Below are 16,240 nucleotides of genomic sequence, written 5' to 3'. Positions count from 1 at the left end.
GCTGCTCTCCTTAACCGCGAATCATGCGGTTGCCGGCCTCGGACAGATCCTCGGCGGCCTTCATCATCTTTACCTGGGTCTCGAACAGACGGTTCAGGCTCATGGTCGCGGTCAGCTGGTCGATGGCCGAGACGTTGCTGCTCTCCAGATGACCGCTGACCAGGCGCACGTCCTCGCTGGGCTGGGCCGGCTGGCCGTCCTTGCGCACCAGCAGGCCGGCCTGGTTCTTCAGCAGCTCGCTGGCGCCGGCATCGACCAGCTTGATGCGATCGACCTCGGCGCTGACGAAGTCGCCGCGCGGCACGATGGACACCGTGCCATCGTTGCCGATGGTCACGCTGTCGTACTCCGGCAGAACGATCGGGCCGCCCTCGCCGAGCACCTGGCGGCCGCCGATGGTCAGCCGTCCTTCGCCATCGATGAGCATGTTGCCCTGACGGGTATAGGCCTCGCCGTTGCCATCCTGCAGGGCGATCAGGCCCTGGCCGCGGATGGCGAAGTCGAGGTCGCGGCCGGTGGCCATCAGGGTGCCGGGGGTCAGGTTGACCCCGCTGCCTTCCGGCACGGCCAGGTGCCGGCTGTCATAGCCGAAGCCCTGCACGTCGACTTCCTTGGCTCGCTCCATGTCGGCGCGAAAGCCCGGGGTGTTGACGTTGGCCAGGTTGTTGGCGCGCACGCCCAGGGCACTCATGGTGCGGCTGGCGGCGGTCATCGCGGTGTAGCCCAGACGATCCATGGGTCAGCCTCAGATTGCGCTGAACAGCACTTGGTTGAGTTCCTTGTCGGTGGTCAGCACCTTGGTGTTGGCCTGGTAGTTGCGCTGGCCTTCCATAAGGGTGACCAGCTGCGCGGTCAGGTCGACGTTGGAGCTTTCCAGGGCGCCGGTGATCACCGCGCCGAACTGGCCGACACCGGGGGCGCCGATCAGCGGCGCACCGGAGCCGCTGGTCTCGGTCCAGGCGGTGCCGCTGACGTTCTTCAGGCCTTCGGCGTTGGCGAAGTTGGCCAGCACCACCTGGCCCTGCAGCAGGCGCTCGCCATTGCTGTAGTTGACGTAGATCATCCCGCCCTCGTCCACCGCCAGGCCGGTCTGCTCGCCGGAGGCGTAGCCGGAAGCCTTGTTGGTGGTGACGGCGAAGTCGGAGCCGTACTGGGTGGTGCCGCTGAAGTCGACAGCGATCGCCAGCGGGTTAACCCCGCCCGGCAGACCGGCGGCGTTGACCGTGACCGGCGCCGCCGGGGTGACCAGCATGCCGGCCGAGTCGAAGGTCAGGTTGGTGTTGCCGGATGCCGTGCCATCGACGTAGTTGCGGCTGGTCCAGGCGTTGTCGGCGGTCTTGACGAAGTACTGGGTCAGGGTGTGTTCCTTGCCCTGGGAGTCGTAGACCTTGGTGGTGTAGGTGGAGTTGTAGGTGCTGGCGTCGGTCGGATCGAAGGCGGCGGCCGGCACCGTCTCGTCGGCATCCAGGTTGGCGACGAAGCTCAGGCTGTCGGTGGCCTTGGCCGGCAGGCTGCCGGTCTTCAGCTGCAGGTCGCTGATGGTGCCGGTCTGCAGGTTGCCATTGGCGTCGGTCGGGTAGCCCTGCAGGCGCTGGCCGGAGCTGTTGACCACGTAGTTGCTGGTGTCGGTGCCGAACACCCCGGCGCGGGTGTACTGCTGCTCGCCGGTGGTGTTCTTGACCACGAAGAAGCCGCCACCGGAGATGGCCAGGTCGAGGCTGCGGCTGGTCGAAGTCAGCGAGCCGCCGAGGCTGATGCTCTGGGTGTTGCCGAGCACTTCCACGCCCATCGCCTGGCTGTCGGCGTAGACGCTGCCGAACTCGGTGCGCGAGGACTTGAAGCCGACGGTGCCGACGTTGGCGATGTTGTGGCTGACGGTGTCGAGTTGTTCGCTGACGGCATTCAGGCCGGTCAGGGCAATGTTGAAACTCATGGACTGAGGTCTCCGGAACGAATGGGATCAGGCGGAACGGCTGGTGGCGCCGAACTCGACCAGGTTGTAGAACGGCACCGCACCGATGCCTGCGATATCCAGCACCGGGCCATCGCTGCTGACCCGCACGTTGCCGACCGTGCCGCTGACTTCCACCTGCGGGGTCTCGCCGCTGCTGGTCTTCACCGCCAGCTGGTAGCTGCCCTTGGCCAGGCCCAGGGCGGCCGGATCGACGCTGAAACTGAGCAGGCCACTCGGCTGCGGGCCGAGCTGGATTTCGCTGACCTTGCCGCTGGCATCGGTGAGCTGCAGGGTGGTGGTGGACGAGGCGTGCTCCAGGTTGACCTGGCCATTCAGGGTCTGCCCGTCCAGCTCCACGCGGTCGGTCGCGACCATCACCTGCTGGCCGACCAGGCCGGCGGCGGTGAGGTTCTGCAGGTTGTCCGCCAGCACCAGGTTGTTCTTCTGGATGGTGTTGAGGTTCTCCAGGCTCTGCACCTGCGACAGCTGCGAGTACTGGTTGATGAACTGGGTGCTGTCGACCGGGTTGGTCGGATCCTGGTACTGGATCTCGGCCACCATCAGGCTGATGAAGTTGTTCTCCAGTTCGGACACTTCGCCGAGGTTGACCGCCTGCGTCGGCAGGGCGTTGTCGTTGCTCAGGCTGCTGCCGCTGGTACCGGTTGCGTTGACGCTGGCCATCAGCCTTCTCCCAGCTTGAGCAGACCCTGCTGCATGCTTTTCACCCGGTTGAGCACTTCGACGTTGGTCTCGAAGCTGCGCGAGGCCGACATCATGTCGGTCATTTCCTCGATCTCGTTGACGTCCGGGTAGAACACGTAGCCGTCGCGATCGGCCAGCGGGTTGGCCGGCTCGTAACGGCGCTGTGGATCGTTGCCGGAAGCGACCACGTCGAGCACCTGCACATGGGCACCGCCCATGCCGGCGTTGCGGCTCAGCTCGCCGTTCTCGTACACCGCGGCGAACAGCGGCTTGCGCGCCTGGTACACGTCTTCGGCGCTGGCAGCGGCCGAGTCGGCGTTGGCCAGGTTGCTGGCCACGGTGTTGAGGCGCACGGTCTGCGCGTTCATCGCCGAACCGGCGATGCGATAGATGGAATCGAATGCCATGTGCTTAACGTCCTTCGATGGCTTGCTTGAGGCCGCGGAACTGCATGCCGATAAAGGTCAGGCCGGTCTGGAAATCCATCGAGTTGCGCGAGAACTCGGCCTGCTCGACGCTCAGCTCGACGGTGTTGCCGTCCTGGGCCGGCTGGCCGGGCAGGCGGTACTTCAGCGCCGCGCCATCGTCGGCACTGGCGATCTGCAGGGCCGCATCGCTGTCCAGGCGCTGCATCTCGCCGGCGAAGTCGATATCCCGCGCCTGGAAGCCGGGGGTATCCTCGTTGGCCAGGTTGGCGGCGAGAATTTCACTGCGCTGCATGCGCAGATCGAGGGCGCGCACGTGAACGCCCAGCGCTTCCTCTACCCGTATACTCATGACATCTCACCTCTCGGCAAATCGTTGCAGACAGGCTCTTGAGCACAAACCATGCCGACCTTGAATTTAAAAATATGTATTTGATTTCATTGATAAATTTCAAGAATCACAAAAACCGGAAAGGAGCGTCTCTTCCGCTTTCCGGGTGCCCCGCGCGGGCATGCGGAAAGGCTGCTTCCGCCCTCTTCCTGCTCCTGCTCGGCAATGCCGTGCTGGCCGCCGAGACGCCCCGCGAGCAGATCGAACAGGCCGCCGGCGCGGCACTGCAGCAACTGCTCGACGAGCAGGCGCAGCGCGAAGGTTGGCAGGGCATGCAGCAGCAGATCAGCCATGAACTGGTCGGCAACCTGCCAGCCGCGGCCTGCCCTCAGGCCCTGCAGGTCGAGCGCCAGGGCGACGATCCCTCGCCCCTGGCGCGCCAGCGTTTCCTGGTGCGTTGCGCCCAGGCGCCGGGCTGGCAGCTGACGGTGTACAGCCAGGCCACGGTGTTCCTGCCGGCCGTGCATGCCAGCGGCATCCTCGAACGCGGCCAGACCATCAGCGCCGCCGACCTCAAGCTGCAGCCACTGAATATCGCCAAGGCGCCGCGCGGTTTCTTCACCCGCCCCGACCAGGTGGCCGGGATGAGCGCCAAGCGCCGCATCCGCGCCGGCCAGTTGCTCAGCCCCAACCTGTTGAGCAGTGCCCTGCTGGTCAAACGCGGCCAGCGCGTGACCATCCGCGCCAGCCAGGACGGCATCCAGGCCAGCGCCAGCGGCGAGGCCCTGAGCAATGGTCAGCTGGGTGATGTGATTCGCGTGCGCAACCTCGGCAGCGAGAAGGTCATCGATGCCAAGGTGATAGAAGAAGGCGTGGTCAGCAGCACCTTCCAGTGAGCCGCTGCGCGGGTCGCCAGGCCCGCGTTAGAGCCGGTCAAAGCACAGACGCCAAGAATTTATCGAAATCCATTTAATCCCCGTGCACGGCTTGTCGCCTTACTCCTTCAGCAGGCGATCAAAGCCAGCTTCACACAAGCCCACTTGCACGAAGGATTACCACCATGGCTCTGTCGATCCACACCAACTACTCCGCTCTGGTCACCCAAACCAACCTGACCAAGACCAACAGCGCACTGTCCACCAACCAGCAGCGCCTGGGCACCGGCTACCGCGTCAACAGCGCCGCCGACGACGCCGCCGGTCTGCAGATCGCTACCCGTCTGAACGCTCAGTCCCGCGGCATGGGCGTTGCCATGCGCAACACCAACGACGCCGTTGCCCTGCTGCAGACCGCAGAAGGCGCCTTCAGCGAAATGACCGACATCCTGCAGCGCATGAAAGACCTGGCCACCCAGGGCGCCAACGGCACCAACAGCGCCGACGACCTGGACTCCCTGCAGGCCGAATACGACCAGCTGGGCGAAGAACTGGCCAACGTCATGGACAACACCAGCTACGCTGGCGAAGCCCTGTTCAGCAAGGACAACAGCGCCGGTAAATTCGCCGCTGCCGTTGACTTCCAGATCGGCGCCACCGCTGCCGAAACCATGACCCTGGATCTGACCGCTGCCGGTACCGACTCGGTACAGACCCTGACTGACGCTCTGGACGGCATGTCAACCGTCTACACCGCTGGTAGCGCCGCCACCGCCGGTACCGAGATCACCGGTGCCGCCAACGCCACCATCGACCTGGTCAAGGACGCTCTGGACGCCGTCGGCGAGCTGCGCGCCCAGTTCGGTGCCAGCATCAACCGCCTGAACCACACCGCCAACAACCTGGCCAACATGAAGGACAACACCGACGTGGCCCGCGGCACCATCATGGATGCCGACTTCGCTTCCGAGTCCGCCACCATGACCAAGAACAGCATGCTGCTGCAGTCCGGCATCTCCATGCTGAAACAAGCCGGCCAGATGCCGGGCATGGTCATGTCCCTGCTGGGCTGATCACGCCGCGGGCCTCGGCCCGCCTTGTCAGCAAGACGATACAGAAGCCCCGCCCTCGTGCGGGGTTTCTGTCGTTGTGCTTTACCTATCTCTGACGCTGCTCGTTAGGCTGTGCCTAGCGAAAAATCGGCGTGCGCGCAATTAGCCAATTACCCAAGCTGTGAACGCATCGAATAGGGAAACACTACTTGCAGCAACATTTTGCTGACGCCAAAATGTCGCCTTTTTGAAACTAACGTCCCACATGGCGTGCCATGTTCGACACAATCCCACTACAAAGAGCCTTTTCATGCCGCGACTCGCGACGCACGAGCCCAGCCCGGCCCTGGTGATCAAGACCGGGCGGGCGGACGACTGCCATGCGCTCTTCGACCCCGCGCTGTACCAACTGGTACTGCAGCGCGAGAACCATGCGGAAAAGGTCGACCTGGGCTATTCCGGCAGCCGCCTGCTCGAGCGCCTGCTGCGTTTTCCCGGGGAAGTGGTGCCGCGCGACGAGCTGCTGGCCCACGCCTGGAGCGACCGGGTGGTGGGCCAAGGCAGTCTCAACCAGCAGATCTACACCCTGCGGCAATTGCTCGGCGACGAAAAGAAGCGCGAGATCATCCAGACCCTGCCGCGCCGCGGCTACATGCTCAACCCCAAATTCCTGGTCAGCCAGGTGCCGGCCGAACCGGCCGGCGCCGCCAACTTCTCCCCCGAGGCAGCCGCCACAGCCGTCGTCGCCAGCCTGCAACTGCCCGCCGCGCCACGTCATGGCCAGCGCCTGCTGCTGCTCGCCCTGGCCCTCGGCGCTCTGGCCCTGATCACCGCCGGCTATATCTACTACTCGCTGTTCCAGACCGAAGTGCAGGTCGAGGAGCACGAAATCGGCAGCCAGCATTTTGTCTATGCCAACCCCAGTCGCGTCGGCGTGCAGGCCCTGCAGGTGGAAACCGCCGAACTGGCGCAGCGCCTGGCTGCGCTCAGCACCCAGCCCACGCGTTTTCGCCTGGGCAAGATGTCCGGGTTCTACGAGATGCTTTGCGAGCGGGCCGACGGCAGGACGCGCTGGATGATGATCCACGAGTCGCAGCTGTCCACCCTCAGCGATAGCCAGCTACGGAGTTGCGTGCAATGAAGCGCCTGTTCGCCAAGGGCGCCTGCCGCTGGCTGCTCGGCGGCTCGCTGCTGCTGGCCGGCCTGCTCGCCGCCCTGGCCAGCCTGTGGCTGAACTTCCAGTCCAGCAGCGAGTTCAATGGCCGCTACCAGTCGGCCGGCAACGTGGTGCAGAGCGATGGCACGGTGCTGGAAGTCATCCACAGCCTGCTGATCAAGGATGGCCACTTCTACGCCATGACCCGCCAGGGGCAGACCATCCTGCGTACCTCGGGCAGCGTCGAATCAGGCTTCTTCGACCGCCTGCGCCTGCGGGTGGAAAAAGGTGAAGTGACCGAGCTGGAGAAGTCCAGCAGCCTGGACAACGACCTGCTGTTCAACCTGCTGTACGCCAGCGAGCAGAACTCCACCCTCAATCTGCGGCCGATCGGCCACTGCTACCTGGCCGTGGAAACCCGCCAGGTGTACTGCCCGAGCAACGCCAGCACGCCGCGCCTGTAAGGCCTCAGAGCTTGGCCGCCGGCGCGGCGGCAGCGGGCTCGGCGGGTGCCACCGGCTGGGCCGGCGCCGCGCTGGAGCCGGCCACGAAGGTGGCACCCTGCTGCGAATACTGCACCTGGGCATAACCCTCGCCGAACAGCTGGCGGTACAGGCTCTCCGCGCTGTCGGTCAGCAGCAGCACCTCGATGCGCCGGTTGGCGCCGTTCAGTGGGTCGTCCGGGCGCAGCGGCATGCCATCGGCCTGGGCGGTCACCTGCAGCACATTGGCCGCTGGCAGGCCGGTGTCCACCAGCACGTTGCGCGCACGCAGGGCGCGGTCGCCAGACAGGTTCCAGTTGTTGTAGCCGGCCTTGCCGCGGTACTGCGCAGCATCGGTGTGACCACTGAGAATCAGCTTGTTGTCGACCTTGGCCAGCACCCCGGCCAGCGCCCCCAGCAGGGTCTTGAAATGCGGATCGAGGTTGGCGCTGCCGCGCTCGAACATGAAGCGCTGCTGGTCATCCTTGATCAGGATGCGCAGGCCCTGGGGCACCACGTTCACCTCGATATTGGCCAGCGCATCGACCTTGCCGGAGACCTGGCGGATCAGCGCCGCCAGCTCTTCCAGGTCGGCATTCGAGCGGTAGTGCCGCGGTTCCTGCTCGTCCTTGCCGGCCTCTGCTTGCGCAGGATCGGCCTGGGCTGCGGCGGGCTTGGCCGGCACGGCCTCGTGCTCGCTGCCGGCGCCCTGGGCCAGGAGCTGCGGGCGCACCGGCATGGGCAGGCCGTCCAGCTCGATGGGATTCTTGCTGGAGCCGTCGAACACCCCGGCACCGCCGTCGACCAGCGGGTTGCTCTGCAGCTCTCCGGACGCCGGGTTCTCCATGTGACTCTGCGGCTGGACGATCCACAGCACCATGAACAGCGCCATCATGGCCATGGTGAAGTCGGCGAACGCTACCTTCCAGGCTCCGCCGTGGGCCTCTTCATGACCACCCTTGCGGCGCCGCTTGATGATGATCTCGCGATCCTTGCTGGCCGCCTTGCCCCTCATGCTCATGCTGCCGCGTCCCGCTCTTCTTCGTACTGGGTCACCCAGGTTTCCAGCAGTTTGAAGGCCGGTTTGACGTCCTGCTCGATCAGCTTGCGCCCGGCGTCCACCGCCAGCAGGGTGGGCTTGCCGGCCACATGGGCGACCAGAGTGGTGCGTACGCATTCGAGGGCCGACAGCTCGGTCTTGATCCGCTGGGTCATGGCGTTGGACAGCGGATCCATCAGGCAGTAGCAGCAGAAGATGCCGAGGAAGGTACCGACCAGGGCCGCCGCCACATGGGCGCCGACTTCGGCCACCGAGCCGCCGATGTTGCCCATGGTGATGACGATACCCATGATCGCGGCAAGGATACCGAAGCCCGGCATCGCCTCACCTACCTTGTGCAGCGAGCGCGCCGGCTGCAGCAGGGCGTGCTCCATGGCCTCTAGTTCCTGCTCGAGGAAACCTTCCAGCTCATGGGCGCTGATCTTGCCCATGGCCATCAGGCGGAAGTTGTCGGCGACGAAGGCCATCAGGTTGTTTTCCTGAAGGATCAGCGGGTACTTGGCGAACAGCTCGCTCTGCTCCGGGTTCTCGATATGCTCGTCGAGCACCTTGAGGCCACCGGCATCGACCATCTCCAGCAGCTCGTAGAGCATCATCAGCAACTGGCGCTGGAACTCCTCGCCGCGGCGCTTGTAGACGAACACGCCCTTGAGCTGCACGCACATCTCGTGCAGCACCTCCCTGGGGTTGGCCACCACCAGGGTGCCGATGCCGGCCCCCAGGATGATCAGCATCTCGGCCGGCTGCCAGAGCATCGCCAGCTCGCCGTGGGCCATGGTGTAGCCGCCCAGCACACAGGCGACAATGATCAACGCTCCGATTAGTTTCTGCATGGCATCACAACTAGGTTTTATCGGTTAAAAAACGGCAGGCCTTGGTCAGCGCCTGCTTGCTCAGCTGGCACACCCGCGCATCGGTCAGATCCAGCACCAGGGCGATCTCCTTGAGGCTCAGCTCGTGCTGGTAATACAGCGTGAGGATCAACCGCTCGCGCTCGTTCAACTGACTCAGCGCCTGCTCCAGCAGGCGCTCCTTGATCAGCCGCTCTTCCAGGCCGTCGCCGGCCTCGGGAAAACTTTCATGGCCGTTCTGCAACAGCTCGTCGAGGCTCTCGATGGCCTCCGAGGAATCGGCCCAGAGAAACTCCTGGTAGTCCTTCGCCTCCAGCCCGGTATGGGCGAGGATTTCCTCTTCCAGCGGCGCGCGGCCGAGCTGGCGGCTCAGGCTGCGGATGCTGTCGCGCACCTTGTGCACCTGCTGGCGCAACTGACGCGGACGCCAGTCCTGGCGGCGCAGCTCGTCGAGAATGGCGCCGCGGATGCGCAGGGCAGCGAAGCGACCGAACTGCTCATCCGGTTCGCCGTAGCGGCGCAGGCATTCGAGCAGGCCCATCAGGCCGATCTGCTCCATGTCCTCGCAATCCAGCACCTGGCTGGCCTGCAGCGACAGCTGACTGACGATGCGCTTGACCAGCGGCAGGTACTGGCGCACCCAGCGCTGCTCGGCACCCGGTGCGAACAGGGCACGCGGCGCGGCACTCGCGGCATAGTCGTAGTCGACGGCATGCATGGCGGCTTACTGCACCAGCATCTTGCTGACCAGCACGTGCTGGAACGGCGCCAGCACCTTGCGCCCGGCGAAGTCGGCCAGCAGGGCCGTCTCCAGGCGCCCCTGCAACTCGGGAATCGGCAGGGCGCGCAGCTCCTCGAACTTCAGCGACGACAGATAGGCCACCGCCGAACTGCGCACCATCGGGTCGGCCTGCTCGAGCTTCTTCTTGTCGGCCTCGGCCTCGGCCTGCAGCACCAGGTCAAGCACGAAGTAGTGCTCGCCCTGCTCGCCGCGCAGGCTGACGATGACCTTCTGCACCGGGAAAAAGGTGTACTCGCCCGGTTCCTCGGCGCCCTCCGCCCCCGCCGCCACCTCGGCGATGGCGCCATCGGTACCCGCCTGCGCCTCGCCACCCGGAGCCGCCGGAGCGGCCGCAGCCGGTGCCGGGCCGCCATGCAGCAGCGGCTTGAGCAGCAGGTAGTTGGTCACTACCCCACCCAGCACCACGGCCATGTTGAGGAAGAGCATGAGAAGAATGACCCGCGGCATTGCCATAAGAAACTCGCTGTCCAGATCTGCTGAAAAATCGCCCCCGCCCGTGGCGGACGCCGTTGATGAATGGCCTTACACCGTGACCAGCACGTCGCGGCCTGCCCGTTCCGTGCGCGCCGTAGCAGCCGGCTCGGCGGCCTGCGGCGCAGCCGCCAGCACCGGCTCCTCGGCCTGCCAGCGAGTGCGCGCCTGCTGCTGCCCGGACTGGCCGGACTGGCTGTCGGCGGACACCTGCACGTTGACCTGCAGGAAGTTCTGCCCCACCAGTTCCTGGCGCAGGCGCTCGCTGGTCTGCTGCAGCAGGCGGGCGACGTCGCCGTTGCCGGCGGCGATCTGCACGTTGAGGCGGCCTGACTCGTGGCTGAGGAGAATCTCCAGGCTGCCCAGCTCCGGCGGATCGAGGCGAATGGTGGCGCTCTGCACCTTCTGCTGCAGCTGCAGCTCGACGTTGTCGCGCAGGGCGCCGAGCATCTGCTCGCCCCACTTGGCCTGCGGCGACTCCAGCTTGAGCTGCTGATTGAGGTGGCTCGGCGCCGCCGCGTTGCCAACCGGCTCGCCGACCTGCGCCGGACTGGCCAGCGTGGCCTGGCTCAGCAGGCTGCTGCCGAGCGCGGCACTGGCGGCATCGCCAGTCGCCGGCGCGGCGGCTGGCGCCTCGCCGGCCTGGGCCGGCAGTCGGGCCAGCAATGCGGCCAGTGCCTCGTCCCCGGCGTGTTTGGTGGTAGCCGGCGGCAGCTGAGTGGCCGGCTGCTGGCTCGCCGCATCCGCCGCCGGCGCGGCTACCTGCGTCTGGCGACTGAGGCCGCCCTCGGCCGGCAGACGCATGCTGGCCACCGCGCCAGGGTTCGTCGGTGCCGCGCTCTCACGGGCGGCGACCTGGATCTGCTGCTGACCGAGCATGCTCAGCAGCCACTGTTCGGCCGTCAGCTCCTGCTGCGCGCCGGGCGGCTGCTCGAGCGCCGCATCCGCTGGCACGCGCTCGGCCGGCTGCGCGGCGTCCACCAGCTCCGCGGGCAGCACAGCGCCCTCGGCCAAGAGCGCCGGTAGCAGCGGCGCTGCGTCCACCGCCGGCTCGGCCGGAATCTCGGCCAGCACGGCAAAGGCCTGGGCAGGCGCTAGCGCACCATCCTGGTTGGCCTGGCCGGCCGGGTTCGGCATCGGCAGTGCGTCAGCGGCCTGGGCCGCGGCCGGCTGGGCCGGGCTCGTCATCAGTTGCAACACGTTCAGCTCCTGCTGCGCAGTGAATCGACCTGCAGGTAGGCCGAGCGCCCTTCGGCGTAATCCAGGTGCGACAGCAGCAGACGCCGCAGTCGTTCACATTCATCGGCACAGGCCGCATAGGCCTGGGCATGTAGCTGCTGCAGGCGCTGACGCACCGAGCTGGCTTCCGGGCTCAGTTGCCCGCGCCCGACCAGTGCCTGCAGTTGCCGACGGATCGCCAGGTCGGTGCTGGCCAGCGCCGCCCAATCCTTGCGTCCGAACACCTGCTCGAGCTGGCGATACAGCTCGAGCAGTTGCCGGCAGTCTTCATCAACGGGCGGCACTGACGCCCTCCCAGCCCTCGCGCAGCACACCGAGCAGGCGTACCACTTCGTCCAGGTCGGCGAGCGACAGGCTCACGCTGACCTCGGAGATGCGGTAGATGCAGTAGTCGTAGAGCCGCGCCAGGCCCTGCACCACCTCGCCGCCACCCTCGTAATCGAGAGCGCTGCTGAGGCCGTTGAGGATGTTCAGGCACTTCTCCAGGGAACGGCCCTTCTGCTGGTAGCGCTTGCCCTCGATGTGGCCGCGGGCGCGGGCCAGCTCGTCGAGCAGGCCGTCGAACAGCATCAGCACCAGCTGGTAGGGCGAGGAAGAAGCCGCCTTGGCCTCCAGGTCGACCGAGCGGTAGCTGTCAAAACCGTCATTCAGGTTGTAGGGATTCATACGAACAGGCCGGTGGTTTGTTCCATGGAGGTCATGACCTGCATGAGGTTGGTGTACTGCTTGAGGTAGCGGCTGTAGGAGCTGTCGTAGCGCAGCTGCAGGGTCTCGAAGTCTTCGTTGATCTTGCTCAGGCGCTCGTTGAGGCTATTGACCCGCGTGGTGAGCATGCCGGTGCTGGCACTGGTGTAGATCTTCAGCGAGCTGTCCAGGCTGTCGATCAGGTTGCCCTTGCCGGTGAACAGCGTTTCGAAGCCATCCGGGTCATTGCCGATGGCCTTCTCGAACGCCGTGGTGTCGAGGGTCAGCTTGCCGCTGCTGCTGGCACTGACGCCGAAGTTGATCAGCGAGGTGCCGCCGAACTCGGTGCGTATCAGGTTGTTGACCACCGACTTGATCGCCATCACCCCGGCATCGCCGGCCAGCACGCCACGCGCAGTGGTGTCGCTGCCGCTGCTGGTCAGCGAGCCGATGCTGGTCATCAGGGTGTTGAAGGCATCGATGAACTTCTGCAGTTTGTCCTTGGTCGCGCTGGTGTCCTGACCGACATCCAGGGTCAGCAGCTCGTCGTCGGGGCCGGTGACCTTGGTGAAGGTCAGGCTGACGCCGGCGATGGCATCGTCGAAGGTGTTGCTGCTGTTGGTCAGCTCGACCCCGCTCTGGCCGCCCAGGTAGACGATGGCGTCCTTGGCGCTGGACAGCTGCTTGCGCCCGTCGATGGCGGTCTGCACGGTGCTGTTGGTGCTGCCGATGCTGATCGCCTGGTCGGCGCCGGTTTCCTCGCTGGTCAGTACCAGGTTGACCTGGCCGTTGCTGCGCACCAGGGTGGCCTTGACCCCGCTGTTGTCCGTGGCGTCATTGATCGCCTTGGCCAGGCCGTCGAGGCTGGTAATGCTGCTCATGTCGATGCTGAACGAGTCGCTGCCCTGGCCGATGGTCAGGCTGCCGCTGCCCAGGTCGGCGTCGGTAAGGCCCTGCAGCGCCATCTGATCCTTGCTGGCCAGCTGCTTGACGAAGAAATCGTAACTGCCGCTGACCGCACTGGCGCCGACACTGGCGGTGGCATAGCCCTCGCTGCTGAACGTGGCGCTGTTGATCAGCATGCTGTCGGTCTTGCCGGTGGTGCTCTTGAGCCCCTTGACCGCCGAGGTGAAGGTGCTCAATGCCGACTTCAGATCGCTGACCGCTTTCAACTCGGTGTTGTATTTCGTCTGGCTGCGCGTCGCCCGAGCCTGAGCGGCCTGGATGTCGTACTGGGCCAGTTGCGTGGCCATCTGCTGGACGTAGTCGGAATCAATTGCCATGTCGAATACCTCTTTGCGCTGTATTGAGCAATATCGGTGCCAACGCCATAAGCCATTGATTTACATGGAAATAGCATCGAGCAATGGAGAAGAAAAACTTCCGCCAGCGGCGCTGGAACAGACAGCAGGAAGGCCTGCTTCCGCCTGCGCCGGACAACGGACTGGTGATCTATAAAGGCGACCCTGGCGCCGCCTTTGTTAAGCGCCGGCGAACCCTGCAGGCACAGGGCAACGGCCGCGCCACAAGAGCCAGGGCGTACTCGGGAAAAGGGTGGAAAAACCTATAGAGGGACACCGCCATAGCGGCGCCGGGCAGGACGCGCTAGTGCTGGACGTACAGGCCGCCGTCGGACTGGGCGGCGAGGAGCTGGCTGAGGATGTCGTGGTGCATGGCCAGCAGCTGGCCGTTGCGCTCGTTCAGGCGCTGGCACTGGCCGGCCAGTTGGCCGAGCTGCTGCCAGTTCTGCTGCAGGGCATTGCGCCGCGCCGGCGGGTAGCTGTCGAGCAGGCACTGCATGCCCTCGCCGTCCATCTCCAGGCGAAAGGCGCCGAGCGCCTTGCTGCGCCGCTCGGCGCGCTGGCGGATGGCCTCGACCAGCCCCTCGACCTGGTGATTGATCAGGTCGATGCGCGGGCAGTCGCGACTCATTAGGTGGCTGTACAGCTCCTGCATCAGGCCGCGCAGACTGAGGTAGTCGGTGCAGTCGTGCTGGATGTCGCGCTCGACCACCGCCAGCAGCTGGTCACGCCGCTCGATCACGCATCGCTGCCGTTGTGGTAGGCCAGCATGCTGCGCGACAGCGCGCCGACATCGACGCTGATCTCGCCGCGCTGCAGGGCCTGCTTGATCGCCTCGACCTTGCTCAGGTCGATTTCCGGCAGGCTGCCCAGGGCCTCCTGCAGCTGCTCCAGGGGCAGGCCCTCGCTGGCCGGCTGGCTGACGGCCTTCGCCGCCGCACTGGCCGGCGCCTGGCGGGTCGTACTGGCGCTCTCGGTCTGAGCGGTGAAAGCGGGCTTGAATTGCCGGGTGATTTCCATGATGACGTCCAACAAAGGTGGTTACAGGCAAACAGGCGACCCGTTCGCGAGAAAACTTAAATCGATTTTTCCACGCCCGCTCAACTCACCTGGGCGCGCCACCAGGCCTGGGCGGCCAGGCCATCCTGAATCTTCTGTTCCTGGCGCGCCAGCAACTCCTGCCACTGGCCCATCTTGCTGTCGATCAGTTGGGTGATGACCTTCTCGTTGCGCATCGCCTGCAGCAACTCGCCCTGGATGCGCGCCAGCATCTGCTCGGCCACCCCCAGTTCGCGGCGCTGCAATTCCAGCATCTTGTACAGGGTGACCTTGTACTGCTGCTGGTTGCTGCGCTGCAGCGAGGTGTTGACCGGCAGCGAGAAGCCGCACAGGCGGGTCAGGCCGGTGATGTTGTTGCGGTAGCGCTGGCACAGGTTGCGCTGGTAGTTGACCCGCCCCAGCATCTCCTGCACCCGGCTGCCACGCAGGCTGGCCAGGCGCGCCAGCGTCTCGATCTGCTCTTTCATGTTATTTGAGGATGCCCTGCAAGGTGGCAATGCTGGTGGCCAGCTCGCTGCCCTCGCCCACTTCCTGGCGCAGGAAGCGCTCCAGGGCCGGGGCCAGCTGCACCGCGCGGTCGGTCTTGGCATCCATGCCGGGGGTGTAGCCGCCGAGCGGGATCAGTTCCTTGATCTTCTCGAACAGGCTGTAGAACTCCTTGAACTGGCGGGCCGCGCGCTGCTGCGGCGCGGCGCTGACCTGGCTCATGCAGCGGCTGACCGAGGCGGCGATATCGATGGCCGGGTAGTGGCCGACATCGGCCAGGCGGCGTGACAGCACGATGTGACCGTCGAGGATGGCACGGGCGCAGTCGACGATCGGATCCTGCTGGTCGTCGCCTTCGGCCAGCACGGTGTACAGCGCACTCAGGCTGCCGCGCTCGCTGGCACCGTTGCCGGCACTCTCCACCAGCTCGGGGAGCATGCCGAACACCGACGGCGGGTAACCCTTGGTCGCCGGCGGCTCGCCGAGGGCCAGGGCGATCTCGCGCTGGGCCATGGCGTAACGGGTCAGCGAATCGACCAGCAGCAGAACGTCGTGGCCCTGGTCGCGGAAATAGGCGGCGATGCTGTGGCACAGCTCGGCAGCCTTGAGTCGCATCAGTGGCGATTCGTTGGCCGGCGCCACCACCACCACGGCCTTGCGCAGCCCTTCTTCGCCGAGGGAATGGAGAATGAACTCCTGCACCTCGCGGCCGCGCTCGCCAATCAGGCCGACCACCACCACGTCGGCCTTGGTCTGCCGGGTGATCATGCCGAGCAGCACGCTCTTGCCCACCCCGCTGCCGGCGAACAGGCCAACGCGCTGGCCCTTGCCGACGGTGAGCAGGGCATTGATCGCGCGCACGCCGACATCTAGCGCCTCGCCGACCGGGCGGCGCTTGAGCGGGTTGACCGCCGGCAGCTCGGCCGGCAGCACATCGCGCCCGTTGAGTTTGCCCAGTTCGTCGAGCGGCTCGCCGAGGCCGTTGACCACCCGCCCCAGCCAGGATTCGTCGATGCGCAAGGCCGTCGCTTCCTCGGCCGGGAACACCCGCGAACCGGCGGTCAGGCCCATGGGTTTCTTGAACGGCATGAGGTAGGTGATGTCGCGGTTGAAGCCGACCACCTGGGCCTCCAGCAGGCTGCCGTCGGCCTGTTCGACCAGGCAGCGCTGGCCGGTCATGCGCCGGCAGCCGAGGCTTTCCAGGAGCAGCCCGGAAACCCGCACCAGGCGCCCGCTGACCTTGGCCAGCGGCACCGCATCGAGGGTGCGCAGCGCCTCGTCGAGGCGGAAGGCTTCGCCCAGGGCCATCG

22 protein-coding genes are annotated in these 16,240 nt (G+C 65.9%); 4 read left to right on the top strand and 18 right to left on the bottom strand.

The window, feature by feature from the left end:
- Positions 1-10: 10 nt before the first annotated feature.
- The 6 genes from A9179_RS06210 to A9179_RS22935 all read right to left on the bottom strand — a co-directional run bounded on the left by A9179_RS06210 (position 11) and on the right by A9179_RS22935 (position 3,765).
- Positions 11-736: a flagellar basal body rod protein FlgF gene (locus A9179_RS06210; protein WP_187804963.1), complete on the bottom strand. Its 726-nt coding sequence runs from the start codon at positions 734-736 to the stop codon at positions 11-13.
- Between the two features lie 9 nt (positions 737-745).
- Positions 746-1,933 carry a flagellar hook protein FlgE gene (gene flgE, locus A9179_RS06205; RefSeq protein WP_187804962.1) on the bottom strand — a complete coding sequence of 396 codons (1,188 nt, stop codon included), beginning with the start codon at positions 1,931-1,933 and terminating at the stop codon, positions 746-748.
- Positions 1,934-1,960: 27 nt separating this feature from the next.
- Entirely contained in the window at positions 1,961-2,635 is a 675-nt protein-coding gene (locus A9179_RS06200; protein ID WP_187804961.1) for a flagellar hook capping FlgD N-terminal domain-containing protein, read from the bottom strand.
- The gene (flgC, locus tag A9179_RS06195) at positions 2,635-3,063 is read right to left on the bottom strand and encodes a flagellar basal body rod protein FlgC (RefSeq protein ID WP_187804960.1); all 429 of its coding nucleotides are present in this window, start codon (positions 3,061-3,063) and stop codon (positions 2,635-2,637) included. Before flgC ends, A9179_RS06200 begins: the two co-directional genes overlap by 1 nt.
- Before the next feature lie 4 nt (positions 3,064-3,067).
- Positions 3,068-3,433 carry a flagellar basal body rod protein FlgB gene (gene flgB / locus A9179_RS06190; protein WP_187804959.1) on the bottom strand — a complete coding sequence of 122 codons (366 nt, stop codon included), beginning with the start codon at positions 3,431-3,433 and terminating at the stop codon, positions 3,068-3,070.
- A gap of 86 nt (positions 3,434-3,519) precedes the next feature.
- On the bottom strand, positions 3,520-3,765 hold the full coding sequence (locus A9179_RS22935; RefSeq protein ID WP_262410538.1) for a hypothetical protein: 246 nt from the start codon (positions 3,763-3,765) through the stop codon (positions 3,520-3,522).
- Here A9179_RS22935 and flgA point away from each other — a divergent pair.
- The 4 genes from flgA (at position 3,745) to A9179_RS06170 (ending at position 6,959) form a co-directional block, all read left to right on the top strand.
- A complete protein-coding gene (gene flgA, locus A9179_RS06185; RefSeq protein WP_262410537.1) occupies positions 3,745-4,308 on the top strand; it encodes a flagellar basal body P-ring formation chaperone FlgA in 564 nt (187 codons plus the stop codon). The genes A9179_RS22935 and flgA overlap by 21 nt on opposite strands.
- A 164-nt stretch (positions 4,309-4,472) precedes the next feature.
- A complete protein-coding gene (gene lafA / locus A9179_RS06180) occupies positions 4,473-5,360 on the top strand; it encodes a lateral flagellin LafA (protein WP_187804957.1) in 888 nt (295 codons plus the stop codon).
- 289 nt (positions 5,361-5,649) lie between these two features.
- On the top strand, positions 5,650-6,480 hold the full coding sequence (locus A9179_RS06175; protein WP_187804956.1) for a winged helix-turn-helix domain-containing protein: 831 nt from the start codon (positions 5,650-5,652) through the stop codon (positions 6,478-6,480).
- Positions 6,477-6,959: a hypothetical protein gene (locus tag A9179_RS06170; protein WP_187804955.1), complete on the top strand. Its 483-nt coding sequence runs from the start codon at positions 6,477-6,479 to the stop codon at positions 6,957-6,959. Before A9179_RS06175 ends, A9179_RS06170 begins: the two co-directional genes overlap by 4 nt.
- Positions 6,960-6,963: 4 nt before the next feature.
- Here the strand turns inward: A9179_RS06170 and A9179_RS06165 are convergent, their stop codons facing one another.
- The 12 genes from A9179_RS06165 to fliI all read right to left on the bottom strand — a co-directional run bounded on the left by A9179_RS06165 (position 6,964) and on the right by fliI (position 16,238).
- Positions 6,964-7,998 (bottom strand): OmpA family protein, encoded by a 1,035-nt coding sequence (locus A9179_RS06165; protein ID WP_187804954.1) that lies wholly within the window; start codon positions 7,996-7,998, stop codon positions 6,964-6,966.
- Positions 7,995-8,870: a flagellar motor stator protein MotA gene (motA, locus tag A9179_RS06160; protein ID WP_187804953.1), complete on the bottom strand. Its 876-nt coding sequence runs from the start codon at positions 8,868-8,870 to the stop codon at positions 7,995-7,997. Before motA ends, A9179_RS06165 begins: the two co-directional genes overlap by 4 nt.
- A gap of 10 nt (positions 8,871-8,880) precedes the next feature.
- Positions 8,881-9,606 carry a FliA/WhiG family RNA polymerase sigma factor gene (locus tag A9179_RS06155; protein ID WP_187804952.1) on the bottom strand — a complete coding sequence of 242 codons (726 nt, stop codon included), beginning with the start codon at positions 9,604-9,606 and terminating at the stop codon, positions 8,881-8,883.
- A 6-nt stretch (positions 9,607-9,612) separates the two neighbouring features.
- Positions 9,613-10,143 (bottom strand): flagellar basal body-associated FliL family protein, encoded by a 531-nt coding sequence (locus A9179_RS06150; protein ID WP_187804951.1) that lies wholly within the window; start codon positions 10,141-10,143, stop codon positions 9,613-9,615.
- Between the two features lie 69 nt (positions 10,144-10,212).
- Positions 10,213-11,361, bottom strand: coding sequence for a flagellar hook-length control protein FliK (locus A9179_RS06145; protein ID WP_187804950.1), 1,149 nt, complete (start codon positions 11,359-11,361; stop codon positions 10,213-10,215).
- Between the two features lie 2 nt (positions 11,362-11,363).
- Complete coding sequence (locus A9179_RS06140) at positions 11,364-11,684, bottom strand: hypothetical protein (protein ID WP_187804949.1); 321 nt, start codon at positions 11,682-11,684, stop codon at positions 11,364-11,366.
- Positions 11,671-12,066, bottom strand: coding sequence for a flagellar export chaperone FliS (gene fliS / locus A9179_RS06135; RefSeq protein WP_187804948.1), 396 nt, complete (start codon positions 12,064-12,066; stop codon positions 11,671-11,673). The genes A9179_RS06140 and fliS overlap by 14 nt, the downstream gene beginning before the upstream one ends.
- A complete protein-coding gene (gene fliD, locus A9179_RS06130; RefSeq protein WP_187804947.1) occupies positions 12,063-13,367 on the bottom strand; it encodes a flagellar filament capping protein FliD in 1,305 nt (434 codons plus the stop codon). Before fliD ends, fliS begins: the two co-directional genes overlap by 4 nt.
- A 322-nt stretch (positions 13,368-13,689) precedes the next feature.
- Complete coding sequence (gene flgN, locus A9179_RS06125; RefSeq protein WP_187808517.1) at positions 13,690-14,124, bottom strand: flagellar export chaperone FlgN; 435 nt, start codon at positions 14,122-14,124, stop codon at positions 13,690-13,692.
- Complete coding sequence (flgM, locus tag A9179_RS06120; protein WP_187804946.1) at positions 14,124-14,405, bottom strand: flagellar biosynthesis anti-sigma factor FlgM; 282 nt, start codon at positions 14,403-14,405, stop codon at positions 14,124-14,126. Before flgM ends, flgN begins: the two co-directional genes overlap by 1 nt.
- An 80-nt stretch (positions 14,406-14,485) precedes the next feature.
- Positions 14,486-14,911 carry a flagellar FliJ family protein gene (locus A9179_RS06115; protein ID WP_187804945.1) on the bottom strand — a complete coding sequence of 142 codons (426 nt, stop codon included), beginning with the start codon at positions 14,909-14,911 and terminating at the stop codon, positions 14,486-14,488.
- A 1-nt stretch (position 14,912) separates the two neighbouring features.
- Entirely contained in the window at positions 14,913-16,238 is a 1,326-nt protein-coding gene (fliI, locus tag A9179_RS06110; protein ID WP_187804944.1) for a flagellar protein export ATPase FliI, read from the bottom strand.
- Positions 16,239-16,240: the final 2 nt, after the last annotated feature.

This window comes from Pseudomonas alcaligenes, from assembly GCF_014490745.1.
GTDB classification, from domain to species: domain Bacteria; phylum Pseudomonadota; class Gammaproteobacteria; order Pseudomonadales; family Pseudomonadaceae; genus Aquipseudomonas; species Aquipseudomonas alcaligenes_C.
Note: the sequence above shows the minus strand (reverse complement) of the source record. Positions and strands in the feature narration are given on the sequence as shown.